This window comes from Bradyrhizobium sp. ORS 111, from assembly GCF_045571485.1.
Taxonomy (GTDB): Bacteria; Pseudomonadota; Alphaproteobacteria; order Rhizobiales; family Xanthobacteraceae; genus Bradyrhizobium.
Genome location: NZ_CP120701.1, coordinates 6886219 through 6904973, shown reverse-complemented (window position 1 = coordinate 6904973; position 18755 = coordinate 6886219). Strand labels below are relative to the sequence as shown.

Here is an 18755-nt window from a genome sequence, read left to right as displayed (position 1 = left end):
CATGGATTAGGTTGATCTAAAACAGTGTCGGAGGTCACCTCTCCCTTGGGAGAGGTCGATTTGCGCAGCAAATCGGGTGAGGGGTTAAGGTCTATCGAGAGCCCAAGCCCTCACCCGGATTGCTTCGCAATCCGACCTCTCCCCGACGGGGAGAGGTGGACCGAAGCCGCGGCAAACCGATTCAACCCAAACTCATCCGCTTTAGATTTCCTTGCGCTGCATCGCGCCGGCGATGGTGTCGGCCTGGCGGATCGCCAGCGACACGATCGTCAGCGTCGGATTGCAGGCCGCGCCGCTCGTGAACTGGCTGCCGTCAGAGATGAACAGGTTCTTGATGTCGTGGCTCTGGCCGAACTTGTTGACCACGCCGTCCCGCGGTTTCTCGCTCATCCGGTTGGTGCCCATGTTGTGGGTCGAGGGATAGGGCGGAGTGGGATAGGTCACGGTGGCTCCGACCGCTTCGTAGACGGCGGCACCCTGCTTGTAGGCGTGCTCACGCATCGCGATGTCGTTCGGATGATCGTCGAAATGCACGCTCGCAACCGGCATGCCGAACTTGTCCTTGATCTTCGGATCCAACGTGACGCGATTGGTCTCCTGCGGCATGTCCTCGCCGACGAGCCACATGCCGGCCATCCGTGGATAGCCTTCCATCGCGCTGGTGAAGCTGCGCCCCCATGCGCCGGGATTGAGGAACGCCGCCATGAACGGCAGGCCGAGCGACAGTGTCTCCATTTCGTAGCCGCCGACAAAGCCGCGCTTCGGGTCGTTCTTCGCCTCGTCGCGGATGATGCCGGCCATCGTGGTGCCGCGATACATGTGCACCGACTTCTCGAAGGTCGCATACACGCTTCCAGTCATGTGCCGCATGTAGTTGCGGCCGACCTGGCCGGATGAGTTGGCGAGACCGTCCGGGAACATGTTCGAGGCGCTGTTGAGCAGCAGCCGCGGGCTCTCGATCGAATTGCCGGCGACCGCGACCACGCGGGCCTTCTGCCGCTGCATCGCGCCGCTGGCATCGGCATAGACCACGCCGGTCACCTTGCCGGATTGATCGTGCTCGATCTTGATCACCATGCTGCTCGGGCGCACCTCGAGATTGCCGGTCGCCTCGCCCTTCGGAATCTCCGTGTAGAGCGTCGACCATTTGGCGCCGGACTTGCAGCCCTGGAAGCAGAAGCCGATCTGCTGGCAGGATCCGCGGCCATCGCGCGGCTGGCTGTTGATCGCCATCCGTCCGGTATGGACTTCCTGGTAGCCGAGCCTCTTCGCGCCGGCCTCCAGCACCTTGAAATTATTGTTGCCGGGCAATCCCGGGATGCCGTTGGTCCGCGTCACGCCCATCTTGTCTTCGGCCTTGGCGTAGTACGGCTCCATCTCGGCGAGCGTGATCGGCCAATCCAGCAGGTTGGCGCCGGGGATGTTGCCGTAGGCCGACTTGATCCTGAATTCGTGCTCGTCGAAGCGCAGCGAGGCGCCCGCCCAGTGGATGGTCGAGCCGCCGACCGCCTTGACGATCCAGGCCGGAATGTTCGGAAAGTCCTTGTGGACGCGCCAGCTTCCGGACGTCGTGCGCATGTCCGACCAGGCGAGCTGGCTGAAGCTGTCCCATTCGTCATTGATGAAATCCTGATTCTCGATGCGCGGGCCGGCTTCCAGGATCACGACCTTGACGCCTTTCTGCGCCAATTCGTTGCCGAGCGTTCCGCCACCGGCACCGGAGCCGACGATCACGACCACGCCGCTGTCGTTCAAATCGAATTTTGCCATGATGTTCCTCCCCTTCGTTGCTGGCGCCTAGGCCTTGGGCAGCCAGTCGATGTCGGCGAAGCCGCGCTTGATGTAGCCGCCATACTCGGCGGAGGAGCCCTCGTAACCGAATTTCGGCCAAACCTCCTTCTGGTTGTAGAGCGAGACGATGAGGTCGCCGCGGATCTTCTGGAAGAAGTCGCTATGCTCGATCCGCTGCAGCAGCGCGACCCGGTCGTTCTCCCAGGCGACCTGCACATAAGGCATCTTGTGACGTTCGTTGGCCTCCTGGTCGAGCCTGGCGACGCCGTCATTGATCAGCGACTTCACGGCCGGGTCCTTTGCCGCCTTGCCGTCCCATGGCTTGACCGCCGTGATGTAGTAGCTGTCGGCGAGGATGTCGTGCGGATAGATGTCGCGCGCCATCCTGAGCAAGGTCTTCATCGTCGCCGGCGTCAGCGTCGATGCGTCGCCGGCCCACGCATCGGCGACGCCAAGCCCCGTCGAGGTCGCGATCGCGACCGCCGGTGCGGTTGCGGCCGCGCCCTTGAGAAACACTCGCCGGTCGTACTTGCTGCGTCGATCGATTTCTCTCATGCGTTCCTCCGTAGATTTTTATCGTGTGGTTGTCGTGCACTAACCGAACCGTCCGCCGCGCTGGATCACCTCGATCTTGTAGCCGTCGGGATCGGAGACGAAGAAGAACCGCGCCAGCGTGTTGCCGTCATGCTTGAAGTCGCGCAGCGGCCCGGGCGACAGTTTCTCCTTCTCGAAGCGCGCGTGCTCGGCATCGACGTCGTCGACGACGACGGCGAGATGGCCGTAGCCGTCGCCGAGCGCGTAGGGTTCCTTGCGATCAAAATTTACGGTGAGCTCGACCTCGAAGGGCGAGGAAGGATGGCGCAGATAGATCAGTGCGAAATCGCGAAACCTCAGATTGTCTGCGATCGCGAGGCCGAAGGCGCGCTTGTAGAAGTCGAGCGATTTCGCCTCGTCGAACACGCGGATCATCGAGTGCACGGGTTTCGCCATTCAGTTCAGCTCCTTCAGATAGGCGATGATCATGGCGCGGATCTCGGGCTTGGCCTGCCGGTAGGCCATCACGGCGCCGGGGACCACCGCTTGCGGATTGGTCAGCCAGGCATCAAGCCTTGTGTCGTCCCAGACGAAGTCGGCCTGCGCGAAGCCCGCGGAATATTTGAAGCCGTCAGCCTTGCCGGCGTGGCGGCCGATGACCTTGTAGAGCGACGGCCCTTGCCGGACGGGATCAGTGGTGTTGGTGGTGTGGCATGTTGCGCATTGCTGCTTGAACAGCGTCGGTCCATCGGGTGGCTTGGCCACGGGCAGGGGCATCTGCGCAGCCGCGATCTGCACTGCAAGCAACGCGCTGCAAAATCCCAATCCGATGATCCGCCCCGAATGCCGCATCGCCGTCGTTCCCACGCGTCGTGCAGACTGTAGGGCGCAGCGAATGGGCGGTGGTAGTAGCCGGCTGTTTCACGCGAACAAAGCGCGGCCCGCTTGTCGGCGAGACGACAAGAAGATGGCGACGGCGCCGATCGCGCCGCATATGTGAAGCGCAATTCCGCGAAATGGCCGCGAAAATCCTGCACGATCTCCACACGACGCAGTTTGCATGGCGCACGCGTCGTTTGCGATATCGTCAATACGCGCAAGGGATAGGTGCGGCGCAGCAGACGGCGCCGAGACCCGCCGAACCATTCCGCGCGAGCAAAATCCAGGAGCAATGGATGAAATCAGCGAAGACATTCGCGGTCGCGTTTGCTGTGTCGGCACTTTTTGCCGGCTCGGCACTGGCACAGGGTATGTCGACCCAGAGCCAGACCGGCGCCGGCATGCAGCGCAGCCCCGGCGCGATGCAGGGCGCACCATCGGGCGCTGGTGCTGCCGACGAAGATCTCAACGCGCAGGCGGGTGCGGGGACCGCGAAGGGCGGTGCCACCGCCAAGAGCGGCACCCGCGGCACCGTGGGTGCCGGCAGCACTGGACACAAGGCGACGGGTTCCGGGGCTACGGCGCCGGGAACCAAGAAGTACTAAAGCATGCTCCAAGGGTGTTTAGCGGTCTTTCGAAAAGATCTTGCCTGAGCACGAAGCCGAAACGTGATGACGATTGATCCGGGTCGCATCACGTCTTGGCGCACGATCATTGGATGCAGCGCGCCTCGCGTGCGCTGCATCCGGTCGCGCGCCGTTCAATCGTCGAAGCCGCGGACGCCGCGACGCGCCTTGATGTCGCTGCGCCGCTTCTTGCCTTCGAGCCGGCGCTGCTTGGAGCCGAGCGTCGGCTTGGTCGGGCGCCGCGGCGTCGGCCGCACCAACGCCTCCTTCAACATCTCGATCAGCCGCTCGATCGCATCGGCTCGATTTCGCTCCTGGGTCCGGAAGCGATAGGCCTGGATCACGATCACGCCGTCCTTGGTCATGCGGCTGCCGGCGAGTCGTGCCAGCCGCTGCGCGGCATCCGGCGGCAGCGCGATCTTGCGCGTGTCGAAGCGGAGCTGGGCTGCGGTCGAGACCTTGTTGACGTTCTGTCCGCCCGGACCGGAGGCGCGGACAAAGACAATCTCGATGTCGTTCTCGTCGATCGAGAGGTCGCGGGACACCCGCAGCATGGCATCATCCGGTGAGGAAGAATCGGCGCGCGCAGGATAGCGGGTTTGGGTCGCGCGTGCTTGGCCTGCGTGGATGTGACGTTCGCGACGTTTGGACCGAGTGTGTGGCTTACCCCTCTCCCCAACCCTCCCCCACAAGGGGGGAGGGAGCCTGAGACGCGTGCTCACCTCACGTCGGGTCACCGACTCCCCTCGTCCCAGCCTCCAGCAGTCGGCGTCTCGTACTCGGACCAGTCAGGGACGCACTGGCAGATGGGCTCCCTCCCCCCTTGCGGGGGAGGGTTGGGGAGAGGGGTGGCCACAAAGGAAGTGCGCGTGGAAAAACCGACGCGCGCCGTGAAGCGCCTCAGTTCGCTTTCAATGGCGGCGTCGCGGCGGCCGGCTGGGCTGCGGCCTGTGGGGCGCGGCCGACGATCACGGTGAGCAGACCGTCGCCCCAAAGCTTCTTCGCGACCCGCTTGGTATCCTCGAGCGTCACTGCATCGACGATGGCGTTGCGCTTCTCGATGTAGTCGATCGGCAGCTTGTCGAGCTGATACTGCAACATCGCCTGTGCCAGCTTGGAGGAGGTGTCGAGCGCGAGCATCTGTGAGCCCTTCAGATAGGACTTCGCCTCGTCCAGCTCCTGCTGCGTCGGGCCTACCTCGGCAATCCGGCGGACCTCGGCCTCGAGCGCGTCGACGGTCTCGCCGGCGCGGTCGGCACGGGTGCCGGTGTTGCCGATGAACAGCGCCGAGTGATCCATCCAGATCAGCGCTTCATAGATCGAATAGGCGAGGCCGCGCTTTTCGCGCACCTCCTTGTAGAGCCGCGACGACAGGCCGCCGCCGCCGAGGATGTGGTTCACCACATAGGCCGCCATGAAGTCCGGATCGTGCCTGTTGATGCCGGGCCCGCCGAAGGTGACGACCGTTTGCGGCACGTCGAGCGGGACGAAGGCGCGTTGCGGCGGCTTGGTCGCCATGACATCCGGAACAGGGGTCAGCTCGGCCTTGGCCGGCAGGCCGCCGAAGGTCTTGTCGAGCAGCTTGCCGAGCGTGTCGGGATCGACGTCGCCGACCACGGCGACGTGCAGCGTATCCTTGGCGATGACGCGGCGCGCGTAATCCTTCAGGTCCGATATCTCGATCTTCGGCACGCTCTCGAGGGTGCCGGTGGCGACCTTGCCGTAGGGATGATCGCCGAACGCGACTTCGAGGAACTTGCGGCCGGCCAGCGAGGACGGATTGGTCGATTCACGGCGCAGCGTCGAGATCACCTGAGCGCGGATGCGTTCGACGTCGGACGGCTCGAAGTGCGGTGAGGTCAGCGCCATCCGCAACAGGTCGTAGGCCTCGTCCTTGTTGTCCTTGAGCATGCGGAGCGAGCCGCGGAAGTGATCGCGCGTCGCCTGGAAGCTGAGCTCGATGGCACGGCGGTCGAGCCGCTCATGATAGGTCTTGGAATCCAGATCGCCGGAGCCTTCATCGAGCAGGTCCGCGACCAGGTTGGCGACGCCGGGCTTGGCCGACGGATCCTGGCTTGCACCGCCGCTGAAGGCATATTCCATCGCCACCAGGGGCACCGTGGCGTCCTGCACGAACCAGGCTTCGATGCCGCCGGGCGAGACCACGCGCTGGATCTTGGCCGCAGCCTGCGAGGGCGCGGACGACAGCGCCAGCATCGCAGCGCAAGCGCTGCCGATCAGAGCGGCGCGTCGGGTGATGGAATATGTCACGAGCGCTTCTCCTCGCGTTTCGGCGCAGTATCCTTGATCAAATAGCCGGTGACCGACCGCTTCTTGTCGAGCCACTTGGCCGCGGCGGCGCGCACCTGCTCGGCGGTGACGGCGCGGATGCGGTCCGGCCAGGTCCTGATGTCGTCGATGCTCAGCCCCGTGGTCAGCGCCCCGCCGTACCAGCGCGCCAGCGTCGCCTGATTGTCCTGGGCGTAGATCGCTTCCGCGATGAGCTGGGTCTTGACCCGTTCGAGGTCCTCGGCCTTCGCGGTGTTCCGCGCAAGATCGGCGATCACGTTGTCGATCGCTTCCTCGATCTGCGCGAATTCGACACCGGACTTCGGCGTCACCGAGATCGAGAACTGGGACGGATCGAGTGCCGTGCCCTGGTAGCCCGCCCCGGTGCTGATCGCCAGTCCCTGGTCGATCACCAGCGAGCGGTAGAGATAGGAGTTGTTGCCGCCGCCCATGAGCTGCGCGAGCACATCGAGCGCGGGGCTTTCGCCGGCCGCTGCCGTCGTCGCCGACGGCACCAGATAGTAGCGGCGCAGGCTCGGCTGCTCGACGCGCGGATCGGACAGCGTGACGGTGCGCAGCGCCGCGGGTATCGGCTCCTGCGGCCGGATGCGCTTCTCGGCGATGGCGCGCTGAGCCGGGATCGGGCCGAAGTTCTTTTCCACCAGCGGGCGGACATCCTTGACGTCGACGTCGCCGGCGATGATCAGGATCGCGTTGTTCGGCGCGTAGAACCGCTTGTAGAAGGCGAGCGCATCCTCGCGGTCGAGCTTTTCGATCTCCTGGTGCCAGCCGATCACCGGGCGACCATAGGGATGGTTGAGATAGAGCGCGGCCATGATCTGCTCGGTCAACCGCGCATCGGGATTGTTGGCGACGCGCATGTTGTATTCCTCCAGCACGACATCGCGCTCGGGCAGCACGTTCTCGTCCTTGAGGATCAGGCCGGTCATGCGGTCGGCCTCGAACTCCATCATGGTGGGAAGCTGGTCGCGCGGCACGCGCTGGAAGTAGCCGGTGTAGTCGAACGAGGTGAACGCGTTCTCATTGCCGCCAACCCGCAGCACGGTCTGGGAAAACTCCCCGGCCGGGTGCTTGGCGGTGCCCTTGAACATCAGGTGTTCGAGGAAATGCGCGAGTCCGGATTTGCCCGGCGTCTCGTCGGCGGAGCCGACCTTGTACCAGATCATCTGCGTGACGACGGGCGTGCGGTGATCAGGGATCACCACGACCTGCAGGCCGTTGCCGAGCGTGAAGCTGGCCGGACGTTCCGAGGTGACGGTGGTCTGGGCGCGGAGGCCGCCGCCCGGCAGCGAGATGGTGGAAATGAGCGTGGCCGCGAGAAGCGCGATCGATCTACGTGAGGGCATCATGATCCTTATGGCAGCCCGGACATATGGTCGGGGCGCGAAAGCACGGCATCGTACACGGGACTGCCCGTGCCGTCCGTCACGAAGCGGAGAGACAAGCGCCACGCCGCATTAAGCTTTGCTCATGTGAGGCCCAGTGGCCGAGGCCACGTAATTATTGGACCGGCTTTCCGGTCATAACGTCGTACTGGCCCTCTTTCGCCATCGGCTTCTGCGGCCCTGTGCCATAGGCATAGCCCGATGATGGCGTCTGGTAACCCGGAGGCGGCTCGGTCAAGGACTCGCGGGTCGGCTCACCCTTGAACGGTTTGGACTCGCTGCTGTTCCCCTTGAACATGCCGAGCAGGCCGCCGGTATAGCCGAGCTGGTCCGGCATCAGCGACGGATTCTTGGTCACGCCGGGCTCGATCGGTTCCTTGCTGCTGTCGGTCGCCGTCTGCTGCTTTCGGCCGGCCTCGATCTCGGCCTGGGTCAGCGGCACAGCCTCCTGCCACGGCTCTTTCTTGACCTCCTTCTTGCGCGCCTCGATCATGGCCTTGCGCTTGGCGATATCGGGGTCCTTCGGCCAGTTCGGCGCGTTGGCCTGCGCGGCGGAGGCCGGCGGTGGCAGGTCAAGGTTCGGCGGAACCACCAATGGAGAGCGTTCGCGATAATCGATGCCCTTGCTGGCGGCACTCTTGGCGCCCAGACCGGTCATCAAATTGTCGATGATCCGCTCCTCGAAGGTCAGCCCGTCGTCGCCGTCATCGTCACCATCACCGGCGCGCACCGGGCCCGTCATCATGACAAGGCCGATCCCGGCTGCGACGAGCGCCAGATGCAGGCCGCGCAGCAGCGCCGGCCGGGACGTCTGGATCAGGTAATCGCGGGCTCTGATGTTGCGCATCGCGCTCTTCCCATCTGAAAAATTCGGCAAAGCGTTCACTGGCTTAGGCACAGTTCCGCGCATGCTGCTGGTCTATCGCCGACCGGCTCCTATCGGCCGGGATCAGGGCGCTTTTGCGGCGGGTACCCCCAACAGCGAATCATACAATAGCGCTGCCACGCCGACAACGATGGCTACATCGGCGAGGTTAAAGACGTACCAACTGAAGGTTTTCGCGCCGATCTGGACGTGAAACAGGGCAAAATCGACCACGGCGCCGTAGGCGAGGCGGTCGATCCCGTTGCCGATGGCGCCGCCGATGATGAGGCCAAGCGCCACAGTGGCAAGCCAGGTTCGCGACCGCGCCATCCAGATCGCCAGCGCGATCACCGCCGCCGCCTTCACCGCCATCAGGACGATCTGGGCCGTGGGGCTCTCGCTCTGGAACCAGCCGAAGCTGATCCCGGGATTCATGGCGAGCACCAGGTCGAAGAATGGCGTCACCGACACGGCGCCGTTGTGGGCGATGTCGAGCCCGTGCAGCAGCCAGAGCTTCGAGGCCTGATCGGCGATCAGGGTTGCGATCGCCGCGAGCACGCCGGCGCGGAGCGGAGAGGTCATTGGCAGGCCGCCGCCACGTAACACCCTGTCGTCCCCGCGAACGCGGGGATCCATAGCCACCGGCGGATGTTGTTTGAAGGGCTCGGGGTCATTGATAGCGGTTCACATCGAAGGCCGGTGGTTATGGGTCCCTGCTTTCGCAGGGACGACGATGGATGGATATCAGACGCTGACCCCCAAGGCCTTCCACTCGCGCAGCGCCTGCGCGTCGCGCGGCGAGACATCGGGATATTCAGGATCGGCGCCGACATCGGGCAGGATCTTCCACGAGCGCGCGCATTTGGTGCCGACTGCCTTCTCGACCACCACGGCGACGCCGGGCACGCCATCGAGACGGAACGCGCTGGTCGGCGCCTCGCCTTCGCGCACCTCATAGTTCGAGGTGATGCAGACTTCGGCCAGGTCGACGTCGAACAGCGTTGCCAGCATGTCCCTGTCGGCGACGTAGATAACCGGCGACGCTTCTAGCGACGAGCCGATCTTCTTGGCCGCGCGTTCGAGCTCGAGCGCGCCGGTGACGACGCGGCGCACGTTGCGGATCGCCTCCCACTTCGCGGCGAGCTTGTCGTCGCGGAACTGCTCGAGACCGTCCGGGAACTGGGTCAGGTGCACCGACGGCTCGGCCTTCGGGCGATACATCCGCCAGGCTTCGTCGGTCGTGAAGCTCAGCACCGGGGCCAGCCACTTCAGGATCGCATCGCACAGCGTATCGATCGTGGTCAGCGCGGCCTTGCGCGCCACTGAGGACGGCGGATCGCAATACAGCGTGTCCTTGCGGATATCGAAATAGAAGGCCGACAACTCGGCGTTCATGAAGGCTGAGAGGCTTGCGACCACGGTCTTGTAGTCGAATTCGGCATAGGCCTTGCGGACGGTCTCGGCCTGGCTGGCGAGCTCGTGCAGCATCAGCCGCTCGAGCTCGGGCATGTCGGCATCGGCGACCCTCTCGGCTTGCTTGAAGTGGTGCAGCGTGCCGAGCATCCAGCGGATCGTGTTGCGCAGCTTGCGATAGGTCTCGATGGTGTTCTTCAGGATCTCGGGGCCGATGCGCTGGTCGTCGGCGTAGTCGGTGGCGCAGACCCACAGACGCAGAATATCGGCGCCGGAATCCTTGATGACCTTCTGCGGCTCGACGGTGTTGCCGAGCGACTTCGACATCTTGCGGCCGTTCTCGTCGAGCGTGAAGCCGTGGGTGAGCACGATGTCGTAGGGTGCGCGGCCGCGGGTGCCGGCGCTCTCCAGCAGCGAGGAGTGGAACCAGCCGCGATGCTGGTCGCTTCCCTCCAGATACATCACGGTGTCGTTGCCGCCATCGACCTTGCGCGCGATGTGGCCGAGCGTCGGGAAGTTCTGGCGGTCCTCCAGCACGAAGGCGTGCGTCGAGCCGGAATCGAACCAGACGTCGAGGATGTCGTCGATCTTCTTCCAGTCCTCGCTCGCGCGCGGCCCGAGGAAGCGCACGCGGGCGCCTTCCATGTACCAGGCGTCGGCGCCTTCCTGCATGAAGGCCTCGATGATGCGCTGGTTCACGACTTCGTCTTGCAGAATCTCGGCGGAGCCGTCGGCCTTCTCGCGCACGAACACGGCGATCGGCACGCCCCAGGCGCGCTGGCGCGAGATCACCCAGTCCGGGCGGTTGGCGATCATGCCGTTGATGCGGTTTTCGCCGGCCGGCGGCACCCATTGGGTCACCGAGATCGCATGCAGCGCGCGGGCGCGCAGCGTGTCGCCCTTCCGGGCGTGACCGTTCGTGGCGATGTCCTTGTCCATCGCGATGAACCACTGCGGCGTGTTGCGGAAGATCACCGGCTTCTTGGAGCGCCAGGAATGCGGATACTGGTGCTTCAGCCGGCCGCGCGCGAGCAGCTTGCCGGCCTCGATCAGGGCCTTGATCACGGCGTCGTTGGCGTCGCCCTTTTCGCCCTTGTCGTTGAGCACGCGCTTGCCGGTGAAGCCGGGAGCTTGCGCGGTGTAGGCGCCGTTCTCGTCGACCGTGTAGGGGATCGCGGTCGGGATGCCGCGGGCGTCGAGGTCGCGGGTGTGAGCCATCCAGACGTCGAAGTCTTCACGGCCGTGGCTTGGCGCGGTGTGCACGAAGCCGGTACCGGTGTCGTCGGTGACATGCTCGCCGGCGAGCAGCGGCACGGTGAACCCGTAGCCGCCGCCAAATCCGCGCAGCGGATGAGCGCATTCCACGGCATCCAGCGTATCGCCGGGGATGTCGCGCACCTTCTCATAGGCCGTGACGCGCGCCTGCTTGAACACGTCCGCGGCGAGTGCGTCGGCCAGGATCAGGAGATCGCCGGTCTTCGCCCAATTGTCCGCCGGCGCGTCCGTCACCTTGTAGAGGCCGTAGGCGATCTTCGGCGAGAACGAGATGGCGCGGTTGCCGGGCAGCGTCCACGGCGTGGTGGTCCAGATCACGACGGAGGCATTGGCCAGCGCGCCATGCGCCGGCGAGGTGATTGGGAACTTGACCCACACCGTATCCGAGGTGTGGTCCTCGTACTCGACCTCGGCCTCGGCGAGCGCAGTCTTCTCGACCACGCTCCACATCACCGGCTTGGAGCCGCGATAGAGCGTGCCGTTGGCGGCGAACTTCATCAGCTCGCGGGCGATCTGGGCTTCCGCCGGATAGCTCATCGTCTCGTAAGGGTGGTCCCAGTCGCCGATGATGCCGAGCCGCTTGAACTCCTCGCGCTGCACGTTGATCCAGTGCGTCGCATAGGCCCGGCACTCCTTGCGGAATGCCACCATTGCGGTGGAATCGCGGAAGTCCGGCTTCTGCTTGCCCTTGGAGCGGTAGTTCTCCTCCTCGATCTTCCATTCGATCGGCAGGCCGTGGCAGTCCCAGCCCGGCACGTAGTTGGAGTCGAAGCCGAGCATCTGCTGGCTCTTGGTCACGACGTCCTTGAGGATCTTGTTCAGCGCGTGCCCGATATGGATGTTGCCGTTGGCATAGGGCGGGCCGTCATGCAGCACGAACTTGGCGCGGCCCTGGGCGCTCTGGCGCAGCTTTTCGTAGAGGCCGATCTCGTTCCAGTAGTTCAGGATTTCCGGCTCGCGCTGCGGCAGGCCGGCGCGCATCGGGAAATCCGTCTGCGGCAGATAAAGGGTCTTTGAATAGTCGGCAGTAGCGGTCTTTTGCGGCTTGTCGGACATGAAGGCTCTGATTTGGCAGGTGCGGGCGCGGATACGCGATCAATCGCGGGTGAAACGACGAAGTCCCGGTCTTGCGCCGAGCCTTCAAGCTCAGGCGGAAGCCGGGCCGCTAATCCGTATGATGCGCCGCGAAAACATGGGGTTTCCATAGCAGCCGGAGGCGGAAATCGCAAAGCCCCGATTGCCGGCGGACTGTTCCGAGGGACGACCCCTGGAGCGGGATGACGCCAGATTGAATCGGTCTGACCGCGGGTTCGGTACACCTCTCCCTTGGGAGAGGTCGATTTGCGCAGCAAATCGGGTGAGGGGTTACGGTCTATCGAGAGGGCGAGAGCCCTCACCCGGCGATACGCGCCGACCTCTCCCCGGCGGGGAGAGGTGAAACGAGATCGCGGCGAGCCGATTCAACCAAAATTCATCCTGGTCTACCCAGCGCGCAGCCGGGCCGGATTTCCCGCCACGATGGCTCCGTCCGCGACATCCCGCGTCACCACGCTGCCGGCGCCGATCAGGGCGCCGTCGCCGATGGTCACGCCGGGCAGGATGATGGCACCGCCGCCGATCCAGACGTCGCTGCCGATCCGGATCGGACGGCCGAATTCCAGTCCGGCGCGCCGGGTCGCGGCGTCGCGCGGATGGTCGGCGGTGTAGATCTGGACCGCGGGGCCGATCTGGGTGCGATCGCCGATCGTCACCTCGACGACGTCGAGGATCACGCAATTGAAGTTGAGGAACACGCCGTCGCCGAGGCTGATATTGGTTCCATAGTCGCAGAAGAACGGCGGCCGGATCACGGCATCCTTGCCGACGCGGCGGAGGCGCTCGGCGAGCAGCGCATGGAGTTCGGCAGCCGGCGCGGCGCCCGAAGCATTGTAGCGCGCCATCCATTGCTCGGCGGCGGTGTGGTCGGCCGCGAGCTCCGCATCCGGGCGATACAGCTCGCCCGCGAGCATTTTCTGCTTTTCGGTGGTGTTCAACCAATCACTCCGAGCTTCGGGAACGCGTCCGGCGCCGCGGCCAATGCCGCGCGTGCCTTGGCGCTGTCATCATCCATCTGGCGTATCAACGCCTCGATGGTGTCGAATTTCAGCTCGTCGCGAATGAAACTGATGAATGCGACATCAAGGACCTTGCCGTAGAGATCGCCCTTGAAGTCGAACAGGAACACTTCGAGCAGGGGCGCGCCGTTGTCGAAGGTCGGACGGCGGCCGAAGCTGGCGACGCCGTCGAGCCGTTCCGATCCGCGGCCGACCCGCACCGCATAGATGCCGTGCTTCAGCCCGCAATGCTTGTCGAGCCGGATATTGGCGGTCGGGTAGCCGAGATCGCGGCCGCGTTTTTCGCCGTGGACCACCTCGCCGGTGACGAACCACGGTGCGCCCAGCATGGTGGTGGCGTCGGCGATCTGGCCTTCGGCGAGCGCCATGCGGATCGCGCTCGAGGACACCGGGCGCTCCTCGATATCGACGTGAGCCTGCACGTCGACCTCGATGCCAAGCCGCGGTGCCTCGCTGACGAGCAGGCTGGGTGAGCCGACCCGGCCTTTGCCGAAATGGAAGTCGTAGCCGACCGCGATTCCGCTGATGCCGAGCCGCTCGATCAGGTCGTGGTGAATGAAGTCCTGCGCCGACGTACCCGCACGCGCCTTGTCGAACGTCATGACCACGGCACCGGCAAGTCCAGTCCCTGCGAGCAATCGCAGCTTGTTGGTCTCGTCCGTGAGACGGAATTGCGGGCTGTTCGGGCTGAAGAAGCTGCGCGGATGCGGCTCGAAGGTCACCGCCAGCGCCGGCTTGCCGTGGGTTTTGCCCATCGCCAGCGCCGCGCCGATCACGGCACGATGGCCGAGATGGACGCCATCGAAATTGCCCATCGCGACCACGGCGCCCCTCGGGATTGCGCTCATAGGGGTGTTGTCGCGGATAACGGTAAAACCGGTGCTCATTTCAGGGATTCTTCAAGCATTCTTAAGCATGGTCGTTGCGGGCCGGACCGTGACGTCTCCACGGCTTGGAAGTCAAGCGGGCGAAGATTGCATCAAATCCGTAACAATCCGGTTCCGGCGGGTTAACGCGCTGTTTAAGGCCTGCTGTTAGTCGTTGCCGGAGAGCTGCGGGTCGCGCAGAAGCGTAATTTGCGTCGTTTGGGGGAAGAGATGGCGGTTGATTTGTCTATGCCGGTTCTGGTCGTTGATGACTACAACACCATGATCCGGATCATCCGGAATCTCCTCAAGCAGCTCGGCTTCGAGAACATCGACGATGCCTCGGACGGCTCGGCCGCGCTGAACAAGATGCGCACCAAGAAATACGGGCTCGTGATCTCCGACTGGAACATGGAGCCGATGACCGGCTACGACCTGCTCAAGGAAGTCCGCGCCGATCCCAATCTTGCCACCACGCCCTTCATCATGATCACGGCGGAATCCAAGACCGAGAACGTGATCGCGGCCAAGAAGGCCGGCGTGAACAATTACATCGTCAAGCCGTTCAACGCCGCCACGCTGAAGACCAAGATCGAGGCGGTGTTCCCGGATATGGCCACCGCGTAAGCGCCCGTCTATCGCATCGACTGAAATTCACGTCATGCCCGGTAGAAGCGCGAAGAGCGTCTTCGCGCTGGATGTCCCGGGCATTTTACGTCTGCGCGTGCGCGATTTCGGAATAGTAGAAAAATAGCCCTGAGTTGCCCGACGTGTCAAGGCGCCTGGTCGAACACCGAGCGCCATGGCCCCTTTGCATGGGGTTGTTTTCGATATTTTGGCAGCGCGCTCCAGCGATGCGCCGCTACCACTTGAGCTCGCGCATCAGCGCGCGCGGCGGATGGCCGAACAGCTCCTTCACTGAAGCTGGGTCGAGCTGCTCGATGCCCTCGAACTCCTCGGAGTGGATGCCCCGGGTGATGAACAGGAGGTCGATGCCGAAGCCATGCGCGCCGGTAAGGTCTGTGCGTACGGAATCGCCGATCGCCAGCACTCGCGCGCGCTCGATCGGCTGGCCGCGGCGCTCGGCGGCCAGCGCCATGGCGCGCTCATAGATCGGCCGGTGCGGCTTGCCGTAGAAGATCACCTCGCCGCCGAGCTCGCGATAGAGCTCGGCGATCGCACCGGCGCAATAGATCAGGCGGTCACCGCGCTCGACCACGATATCCGGATTGGCGCAGACCAGCGTCAGCTTGCGCTCGAGCGCCTTCATCAGCGTGTCGCGGTAGTCTTCGGCGGATTCGGTCTCGTCGTCGAACAGGCCGGTGCAGATGATGTAGTCCGCCTGCTCCAGCGGCACCAAAGTGGCGTCGAGGCCGCGATGGATCGAGCTGTCACGCTCCGGGCCGATCCAGAAGATCTTCTGGCCGGGATGGTCGGCCACGAAATGCCGCGTCAGGTCGCCGGAGGAGACGATGGCGTCGTAGGTCTCGTCGGCGACGCCGAGCTTGCGCAGTTGCCGCTGCACGGAATCGGCCGGCCGCGGCGCGTTGGTGATCAGGATGACGGTGCCGCCGTGCTGCCGGAACGTGTGCAAGGCCTCGCAGGCCTCGGGAAACGATTCGAGCCCGTTATGCACGACGCCCCAGATGTCCGACAGCACGACGTCGACGCCGTCGACGAGGTCGCGCAGCCGCTCCACGAAACGCAACGAGGTCATGATGCGGATCGCCGGTCAGCTTGGGCCGACCGCGCGGCGCGCCAGCGCGGCATTGCCGGTCGCGCGCGGCGCCGTTGCGGGGCTTGAGACGGTTGCTGAGTTGCTGGCGCCATTGAGGTCCTGAGGTGTGGTCTGAGGTGCCTCGGCGGTAGCAGATGCCCCCTCCGGCCGCAACGGCCGCGGTGGCGCGAACAAAAAGCCCTGACCGAACCGGACGTCGTAATCGAGCAGGTCGACCACGGCGCGCTCACCCTCGATCCGTTCCGCGATCAAGTCGATGCCGTAGCGGCCGAGCAAGTCGCAGAGGTCGGATGGATGGATGTCGGAATTCGCGGCCTGCCCTGCGTCGAGCAGCAGCGCGGCCGGCACCTTGATGAAGCGGACACCGCGATCGGCGAGCTCGCGCGGCTCGATGCGGAGGTCGCTGACATGGTCGATCGAGAAACGGTATCCGCGTTGCGCCAGCGCCGCGAGGTTTTCGCTCTCGTTCGGGCCGAGACTGCGGAACGTCGACTGCTTGAATTCGAGCACCAGGGAGGGCACCAGCGCGCGGTTGGCCTCGAGGAAATCGAGGCACTGGGCGAAACTGGCCGGATTGGCCAGCGTCGCCGACGAGACGTTGCAGAACACGCCGACATCCTTGTTGCGCACCATCAGGCGGCGCAGCACCTGGACGCAGCGGAGCATCACCGTGTGGTCGATGCGGCCGATCAAGCCGGCAGCCTCGGCAACACCGATGAAATCGTCGGCGGCCAGGATCTGGTCCTGCTCGTCGCGCAGCCGGATCACCGCCTCATAATAGCGCACCTTGCGCTGCGGCAGCGTCACCATCGGTTGCAGGTAGACGTCGAGGCGGTTCTCCTCGATCGCGTTCTTCACCGCGCCAAGAAGCTGCTGTGGGATTGCGGTCGCCGCCACCGGCGGCTGGATCGGCTTGGCGATGGCCGGGGCCTGCGGCGGCGAGGGCTCGGTCCGCGGCGCGGCCGGTGCCTGCGTCACCGGGCCGGCCGCCAGCAAATCCTCATGATGGGCGAGCGACGCCGCGAGCTGCTTCACCAGCCCGCCAAGCTCGTTGATCTCGCCGGCCATGGCCTGCATCCGGTCGGCGCCGGTCGAGTTGGCCGACGCGACGCGGCCTTCGATTGCGGCCAGCCGCCGGCCGAACTCGGCGACCTGGCGAGCGAGGTCGGCGGTGCCGCGTGACAGATCGGCGATCTGGGTGCCGACGTTGCCGCGGTCGCTCATCCGCATCGAGACCGCGTTGTAGAGGATCAGGAGGGTGAGGGCGGTGAGCGCCACGATCGCCGATTCAAACCCGCTGATACCCGCCACCGAGTACAGGACGAAGCCGAGCGAGGCTGCGACCAGCACCATGCAGATAGCGATGAAGATCGTCGAAATGCGGATCATGTCGCGCGCCCGCGCCCTCTGTTCGAGCTTCCCCAGTGCCACAAGCTTAGCATCATTGTTGATTCGAGGGCCTGCGATGTTGGGAACCGGCTGGAGCTGCACACGATTTTCGCCTCGCCGGAAGGCTCCTGCCCGTCGGATCAAAGATCCGCAGCGGCGATCCAGAACACTTCGCCCTCGGACTCCTCGGTATCGAGCCAGAGCAGCGGCAGGTTCGGATAGGCGGCCTCGAGATTGTCGCGCCCGCGGCCGATCTCGCAGAGCAGGCCGCCTTGCGGGGTCAGGTGCTGCTTGGCCTCCTCGAGGATGCGACGGACGATGTCGAGGCCATCAGGTCCGCCGTCGAAGGCAAGCTTCGGCTCGGCGCGGCACTCGCGCGGCAGCGACGCCATGCCCTCGGCATCGACATAGGGCGGGTTGGAGATGATGAGGTCGTAACGCTTGTCGCCGAGCGGCTTGAACAGGTCGCCGCGGTAGAGCGTCAGCCGGTCCTCGAGGCCGTGGTCGGCGACATTGCGCGCGGCGACCGCGAGCGCGTCCTTTGAAACGTCGACAGCATCGACCGTGGCGTTCGGGAAATTTCGGCTGGCAAGGATCGCAAGGCACCCGGAGCCGGTGCAGAGGTCGAGCACGCTTTCGACCTCGGTGGGGTCGCCGATCAGCGAGGTGCCGTCCTCATCGCCGCCGAAATGCGAATCGAGCAATTCGCCGATGAAGGAGCGCGGCACGATGGTGCGCTCGTCGACGTAAAAGGGCAGGCCGCGCATATAGACCTTGTTGACGAGATAGGCGGTGGGCTTGCGCGTGCTGACGCGACGCTCGATCAGGTCGAGGATCTGCTTGCCCTCGGCAGCAGTGACGCGCGCGCCGGCAAAGCTCTCGAACTGGTCGGGATGCAGATGCAGCGTCTCCGAGATCAGGAAGGCCGCTTCCGCCACCGGATCGGTGGTGCCATGCGCGAAGACGAGCTTGGCGGCGTTGAAGCGGCTGACCGCGTAGCGCACGAAATCGAACAGGGTCTGAAGCTCGCCCGCGCCCATTCTGGGCGGCTTCGGCGCTGCGGGGCTGCGCTTCGCCGGCACTTTGCTACGCTTGGCCATCAGGATTTGGTCCAGCGGGCGGCGGCCGCATCGTCATGGTCGCGCGCCTCGATCCAGCTCGCGCCGCGCGCGCTTTCCTCGCGCTTCCAGAACGGTGCGTTGGTCTTGAGATAGTCCATCAGGAACTCGGCTGCCTCGAACGCGGCCTGCCGGTGTGCTGAGGCCGTCACCACCAGCACGATGTTCTCGCCCGGCACGATGCGGCCGAAGCGGTGGATGATGGTGAGGCCTTGCAGCGGCCAGCGCGCCAGCGCTTGGTCGGCGTGGCGGCTGATCTCGGCTTCCGCCATGCCTGGATAGTGTTCGAGCATGAGCGCGGCGATCGGTTCACCCTGCTCGCTGCCACGGCAGATGCCGCTAAAGCTGACGACCGCGCCGACATCGGTGCGGCCCTCGCTGAGCTTGGCGATCTCGCGCGCAACGTCGAAGTCGGCCTCCTGGATGCGAATGGTCGCTGAAACAGTCATTGG

18 protein-coding genes are annotated in these 18755 nt (G+C 64.8%); 2 read left to right on the top strand and 16 right to left on the bottom strand.

What is annotated here, in order from left to right; genetic code table 11:
- Positions 1 to 201 precede the first annotated feature (201 nt).
- From P6U30_RS31790 to P6U30_RS31775, 4 genes are read right to left on the bottom strand one after another with little or no spacing between them, the layout of a single operon-like run.
- Positions 202 to 1770: a GMC family oxidoreductase gene (locus tag P6U30_RS31790; protein ID WP_407166699.1), complete on the bottom strand. Its 1569-nt coding sequence runs from the start codon at positions 1768 to 1770 to the stop codon at positions 202 to 204.
- A 27-nt stretch (positions 1771 to 1797) separates the two neighbouring features.
- Positions 1798 to 2346 (bottom strand): gluconate 2-dehydrogenase subunit 3 family protein, encoded by a 549-nt coding sequence (locus P6U30_RS31785; RefSeq protein WP_407166698.1) that lies wholly within the window; start codon positions 2344 to 2346, stop codon positions 1798 to 1800.
- A 39-nt stretch (positions 2347 to 2385) separates the two neighbouring features.
- Positions 2386 to 2781 carry a VOC family protein gene (locus tag P6U30_RS31780; protein ID WP_407166697.1) on the bottom strand — a complete coding sequence of 132 codons (396 nt, stop codon included), beginning with the start codon at positions 2779 to 2781 and terminating at the stop codon, positions 2386 to 2388.
- A complete protein-coding gene (locus tag P6U30_RS31775) occupies positions 2782 to 3102 on the bottom strand; it encodes a c-type cytochrome (RefSeq protein ID WP_407170588.1) in 321 nt (106 codons plus the stop codon).
- 398 nt (positions 3103 to 3500) lie between these two features.
- Between P6U30_RS31775 and P6U30_RS31770 the strand changes: the two genes are divergently transcribed.
- Positions 3501 to 3809 (top strand): hypothetical protein, encoded by a 309-nt coding sequence (locus tag P6U30_RS31770; protein WP_407166696.1) that lies wholly within the window; start codon positions 3501 to 3503, stop codon positions 3807 to 3809.
- A 155-nt stretch (positions 3810 to 3964) separates the two neighbouring features.
- On the opposite strand, the gene arfB is transcribed toward P6U30_RS31770, so the two are convergent.
- The 8 genes from arfB to P6U30_RS31730 all read right to left on the bottom strand — a co-directional run bounded on the left by arfB (position 3965) and on the right by P6U30_RS31730 (position 14079).
- Positions 3965 to 4384 (bottom strand): alternative ribosome rescue aminoacyl-tRNA hydrolase ArfB, encoded by a 420-nt coding sequence (arfB, locus tag P6U30_RS31765; RefSeq protein ID WP_407166695.1) that lies wholly within the window; start codon positions 4382 to 4384, stop codon positions 3965 to 3967.
- 346 nt (positions 4385 to 4730) lie between these two features.
- On the bottom strand, positions 4731 to 6101 hold the full coding sequence (locus tag P6U30_RS31760) for a M16 family metallopeptidase (protein WP_407166694.1): 1371 nt from the start codon (positions 6099 to 6101) through the stop codon (positions 4731 to 4733).
- Positions 6098 to 7489: a M16 family metallopeptidase gene (locus P6U30_RS31755; protein ID WP_407166693.1), complete on the bottom strand. Its 1392-nt coding sequence runs from the start codon at positions 7487 to 7489 to the stop codon at positions 6098 to 6100. The genes P6U30_RS31760 and P6U30_RS31755 overlap by 4 nt, the downstream gene beginning before the upstream one ends.
- Positions 7490 to 7640: 151 nt before the next feature.
- Complete coding sequence (locus tag P6U30_RS31750; RefSeq protein ID WP_407166692.1) at positions 7641 to 8372, bottom strand: hypothetical protein; 732 nt, start codon at positions 8370 to 8372, stop codon at positions 7641 to 7643.
- Between the two features lie 102 nt (positions 8373 to 8474).
- Positions 8475 to 8972 (bottom strand): signal peptidase II, encoded by a 498-nt coding sequence (gene lspA / locus P6U30_RS31745; protein WP_407166691.1) that lies wholly within the window; start codon positions 8970 to 8972, stop codon positions 8475 to 8477.
- Between the two features lie 162 nt (positions 8973 to 9134).
- On the bottom strand, positions 9135 to 12134 hold the full coding sequence (gene ileS / locus P6U30_RS31740; RefSeq protein ID WP_407166690.1) for an isoleucine--tRNA ligase: 3000 nt from the start codon (positions 12132 to 12134) through the stop codon (positions 9135 to 9137).
- 425 nt (positions 12135 to 12559) lie between these two features.
- The gene (locus tag P6U30_RS31735; RefSeq protein WP_407166689.1) at positions 12560 to 13111 is read right to left on the bottom strand and encodes a sugar O-acetyltransferase; all 552 of its coding nucleotides are present in this window, start codon (positions 13109 to 13111) and stop codon (positions 12560 to 12562) included.
- Positions 13108 to 14079, bottom strand: coding sequence for a bifunctional riboflavin kinase/FAD synthetase (locus tag P6U30_RS31730; protein ID WP_407166688.1), 972 nt, complete (start codon positions 14077 to 14079; stop codon positions 13108 to 13110). The genes P6U30_RS31735 and P6U30_RS31730 overlap by 4 nt, the downstream gene beginning before the upstream one ends.
- A gap of 210 nt (positions 14080 to 14289) precedes the next feature.
- Between P6U30_RS31730 and P6U30_RS31725 the strand changes: the two genes are divergently transcribed.
- A complete protein-coding gene (locus P6U30_RS31725; protein ID WP_407148424.1) occupies positions 14290 to 14685 on the top strand; it encodes a response regulator in 396 nt (131 codons plus the stop codon).
- Between the two features lie 235 nt (positions 14686 to 14920).
- Here the strand turns inward: P6U30_RS31725 and P6U30_RS31720 are convergent, their stop codons facing one another.
- The 4 genes from P6U30_RS31720 to P6U30_RS31705 form a co-directional block, all read right to left on the bottom strand.
- Positions 14921 to 15775, bottom strand: coding sequence for a TIGR01459 family HAD-type hydrolase (locus P6U30_RS31720; RefSeq protein WP_407166687.1), 855 nt, complete (start codon positions 15773 to 15775; stop codon positions 14921 to 14923).
- Positions 15776 to 15790: 15 nt separating this feature from the next.
- Entirely contained in the window at positions 15791 to 17185 is a 1395-nt protein-coding gene (locus P6U30_RS31715; RefSeq protein ID WP_407166686.1) for an EAL domain-containing protein, read from the bottom strand.
- A 140-nt stretch (positions 17186 to 17325) separates the two neighbouring features.
- The gene (gene prmB / locus P6U30_RS31710; RefSeq protein WP_407166685.1) at positions 17326 to 18285 is read right to left on the bottom strand and encodes a 50S ribosomal protein L3 N(5)-glutamine methyltransferase; all 960 of its coding nucleotides are present in this window, start codon (positions 18283 to 18285) and stop codon (positions 17326 to 17328) included.
- Positions 18285 to 18752, bottom strand: a complete 468-nt coding sequence (locus tag P6U30_RS31705) for a molybdenum cofactor biosynthesis protein MoaE (protein WP_407166684.1) — start codon at positions 18750 to 18752, stop codon at positions 18285 to 18287. Before P6U30_RS31705 ends, prmB begins: the two co-directional genes overlap by 1 nt.
- Between the last annotated feature and the right edge of the window lie 3 nt (positions 18753 to 18755).

Excerpts from the sequence above, each read along its gene's own strand:
- P6U30_RS31790 (WP_407166699.1), bottom strand. The coding sequence starts at position 1,770 with ATGGCAAAATTCGATTTGAACGACAGCGGCGTGGTCGTGATCGTCGGC.
- P6U30_RS31785 (WP_407166698.1), bottom strand. The coding sequence starts at position 2,346 with ATGAGAGAAATCGATCGACGCAGCAAGTACGACCGGCGAGTGTTTCTC.
- P6U30_RS31780 (WP_407166697.1), bottom strand. The coding sequence starts at position 2,781 with ATGGCGAAACCCGTGCACTCGATGATCCGCGTGTTCGACGAGGCGAAA.
- P6U30_RS31775 (WP_407170588.1), bottom strand. The coding sequence starts at position 3,102 with ATGCCCCTGCCCGTGGCCAAGCCACCCGATGGACCGACGCTGTTCAAG.
- P6U30_RS31770 (WP_407166696.1), top strand. The coding sequence starts at position 3,501 with ATGAAATCAGCGAAGACATTCGCGGTCGCGTTTGCTGTGTCGGCACTT.
- arfB (WP_407166695.1), bottom strand. The coding sequence starts at position 4,384 with ATGCTGCGGGTGTCCCGCGACCTCTCGATCGACGAGAACGACATCGAG.
- P6U30_RS31755 (WP_407166693.1), bottom strand. The coding sequence starts at position 7,489 with ATGATGCCCTCACGTAGATCGATCGCGCTTCTCGCGGCCACGCTCATT.
- P6U30_RS31750 (WP_407166692.1), bottom strand. The coding sequence starts at position 8,372 with ATGCGCAACATCAGAGCCCGCGATTACCTGATCCAGACGTCCCGGCCG.
- lspA (WP_407166691.1), bottom strand. The coding sequence starts at position 8,972 with ATGACCTCTCCGCTCCGCGCCGGCGTGCTCGCGGCGATCGCAACCCTG.
- ileS (WP_407166690.1), bottom strand. The coding sequence starts at position 12,134 with ATGTCCGACAAGCCGCAAAAGACCGCTACTGCCGACTATTCAAAGACC.
- P6U30_RS31730 (WP_407166688.1), bottom strand. The coding sequence starts at position 14,079 with ATGAGCACCGGTTTTACCGTTATCCGCGACAACACCCCTATGAGCGCA.
- P6U30_RS31725 (WP_407148424.1), top strand. The coding sequence starts at position 14,290 with ATGGCGGTTGATTTGTCTATGCCGGTTCTGGTCGTTGATGACTACAAC.
- P6U30_RS31720 (WP_407166687.1), bottom strand. The coding sequence starts at position 15,775 with ATGACCTCGTTGCGTTTCGTGGAGCGGCTGCGCGACCTCGTCGACGGC.
- P6U30_RS31715 (WP_407166686.1), bottom strand. The coding sequence starts at position 17,185 with ATGATCCGCATTTCGACGATCTTCATCGCTATCTGCATGGTGCTGGTC.
- prmB (WP_407166685.1), bottom strand. The coding sequence starts at position 18,285 with ATGGCCAAGCGTAGCAAAGTGCCGGCGAAGCGCAGCCCCGCAGCGCCG.
- P6U30_RS31705 (WP_407166684.1), bottom strand. The coding sequence starts at position 18,752 with ATGACTGTTTCAGCGACCATTCGCATCCAGGAGGCCGACTTCGACGTT.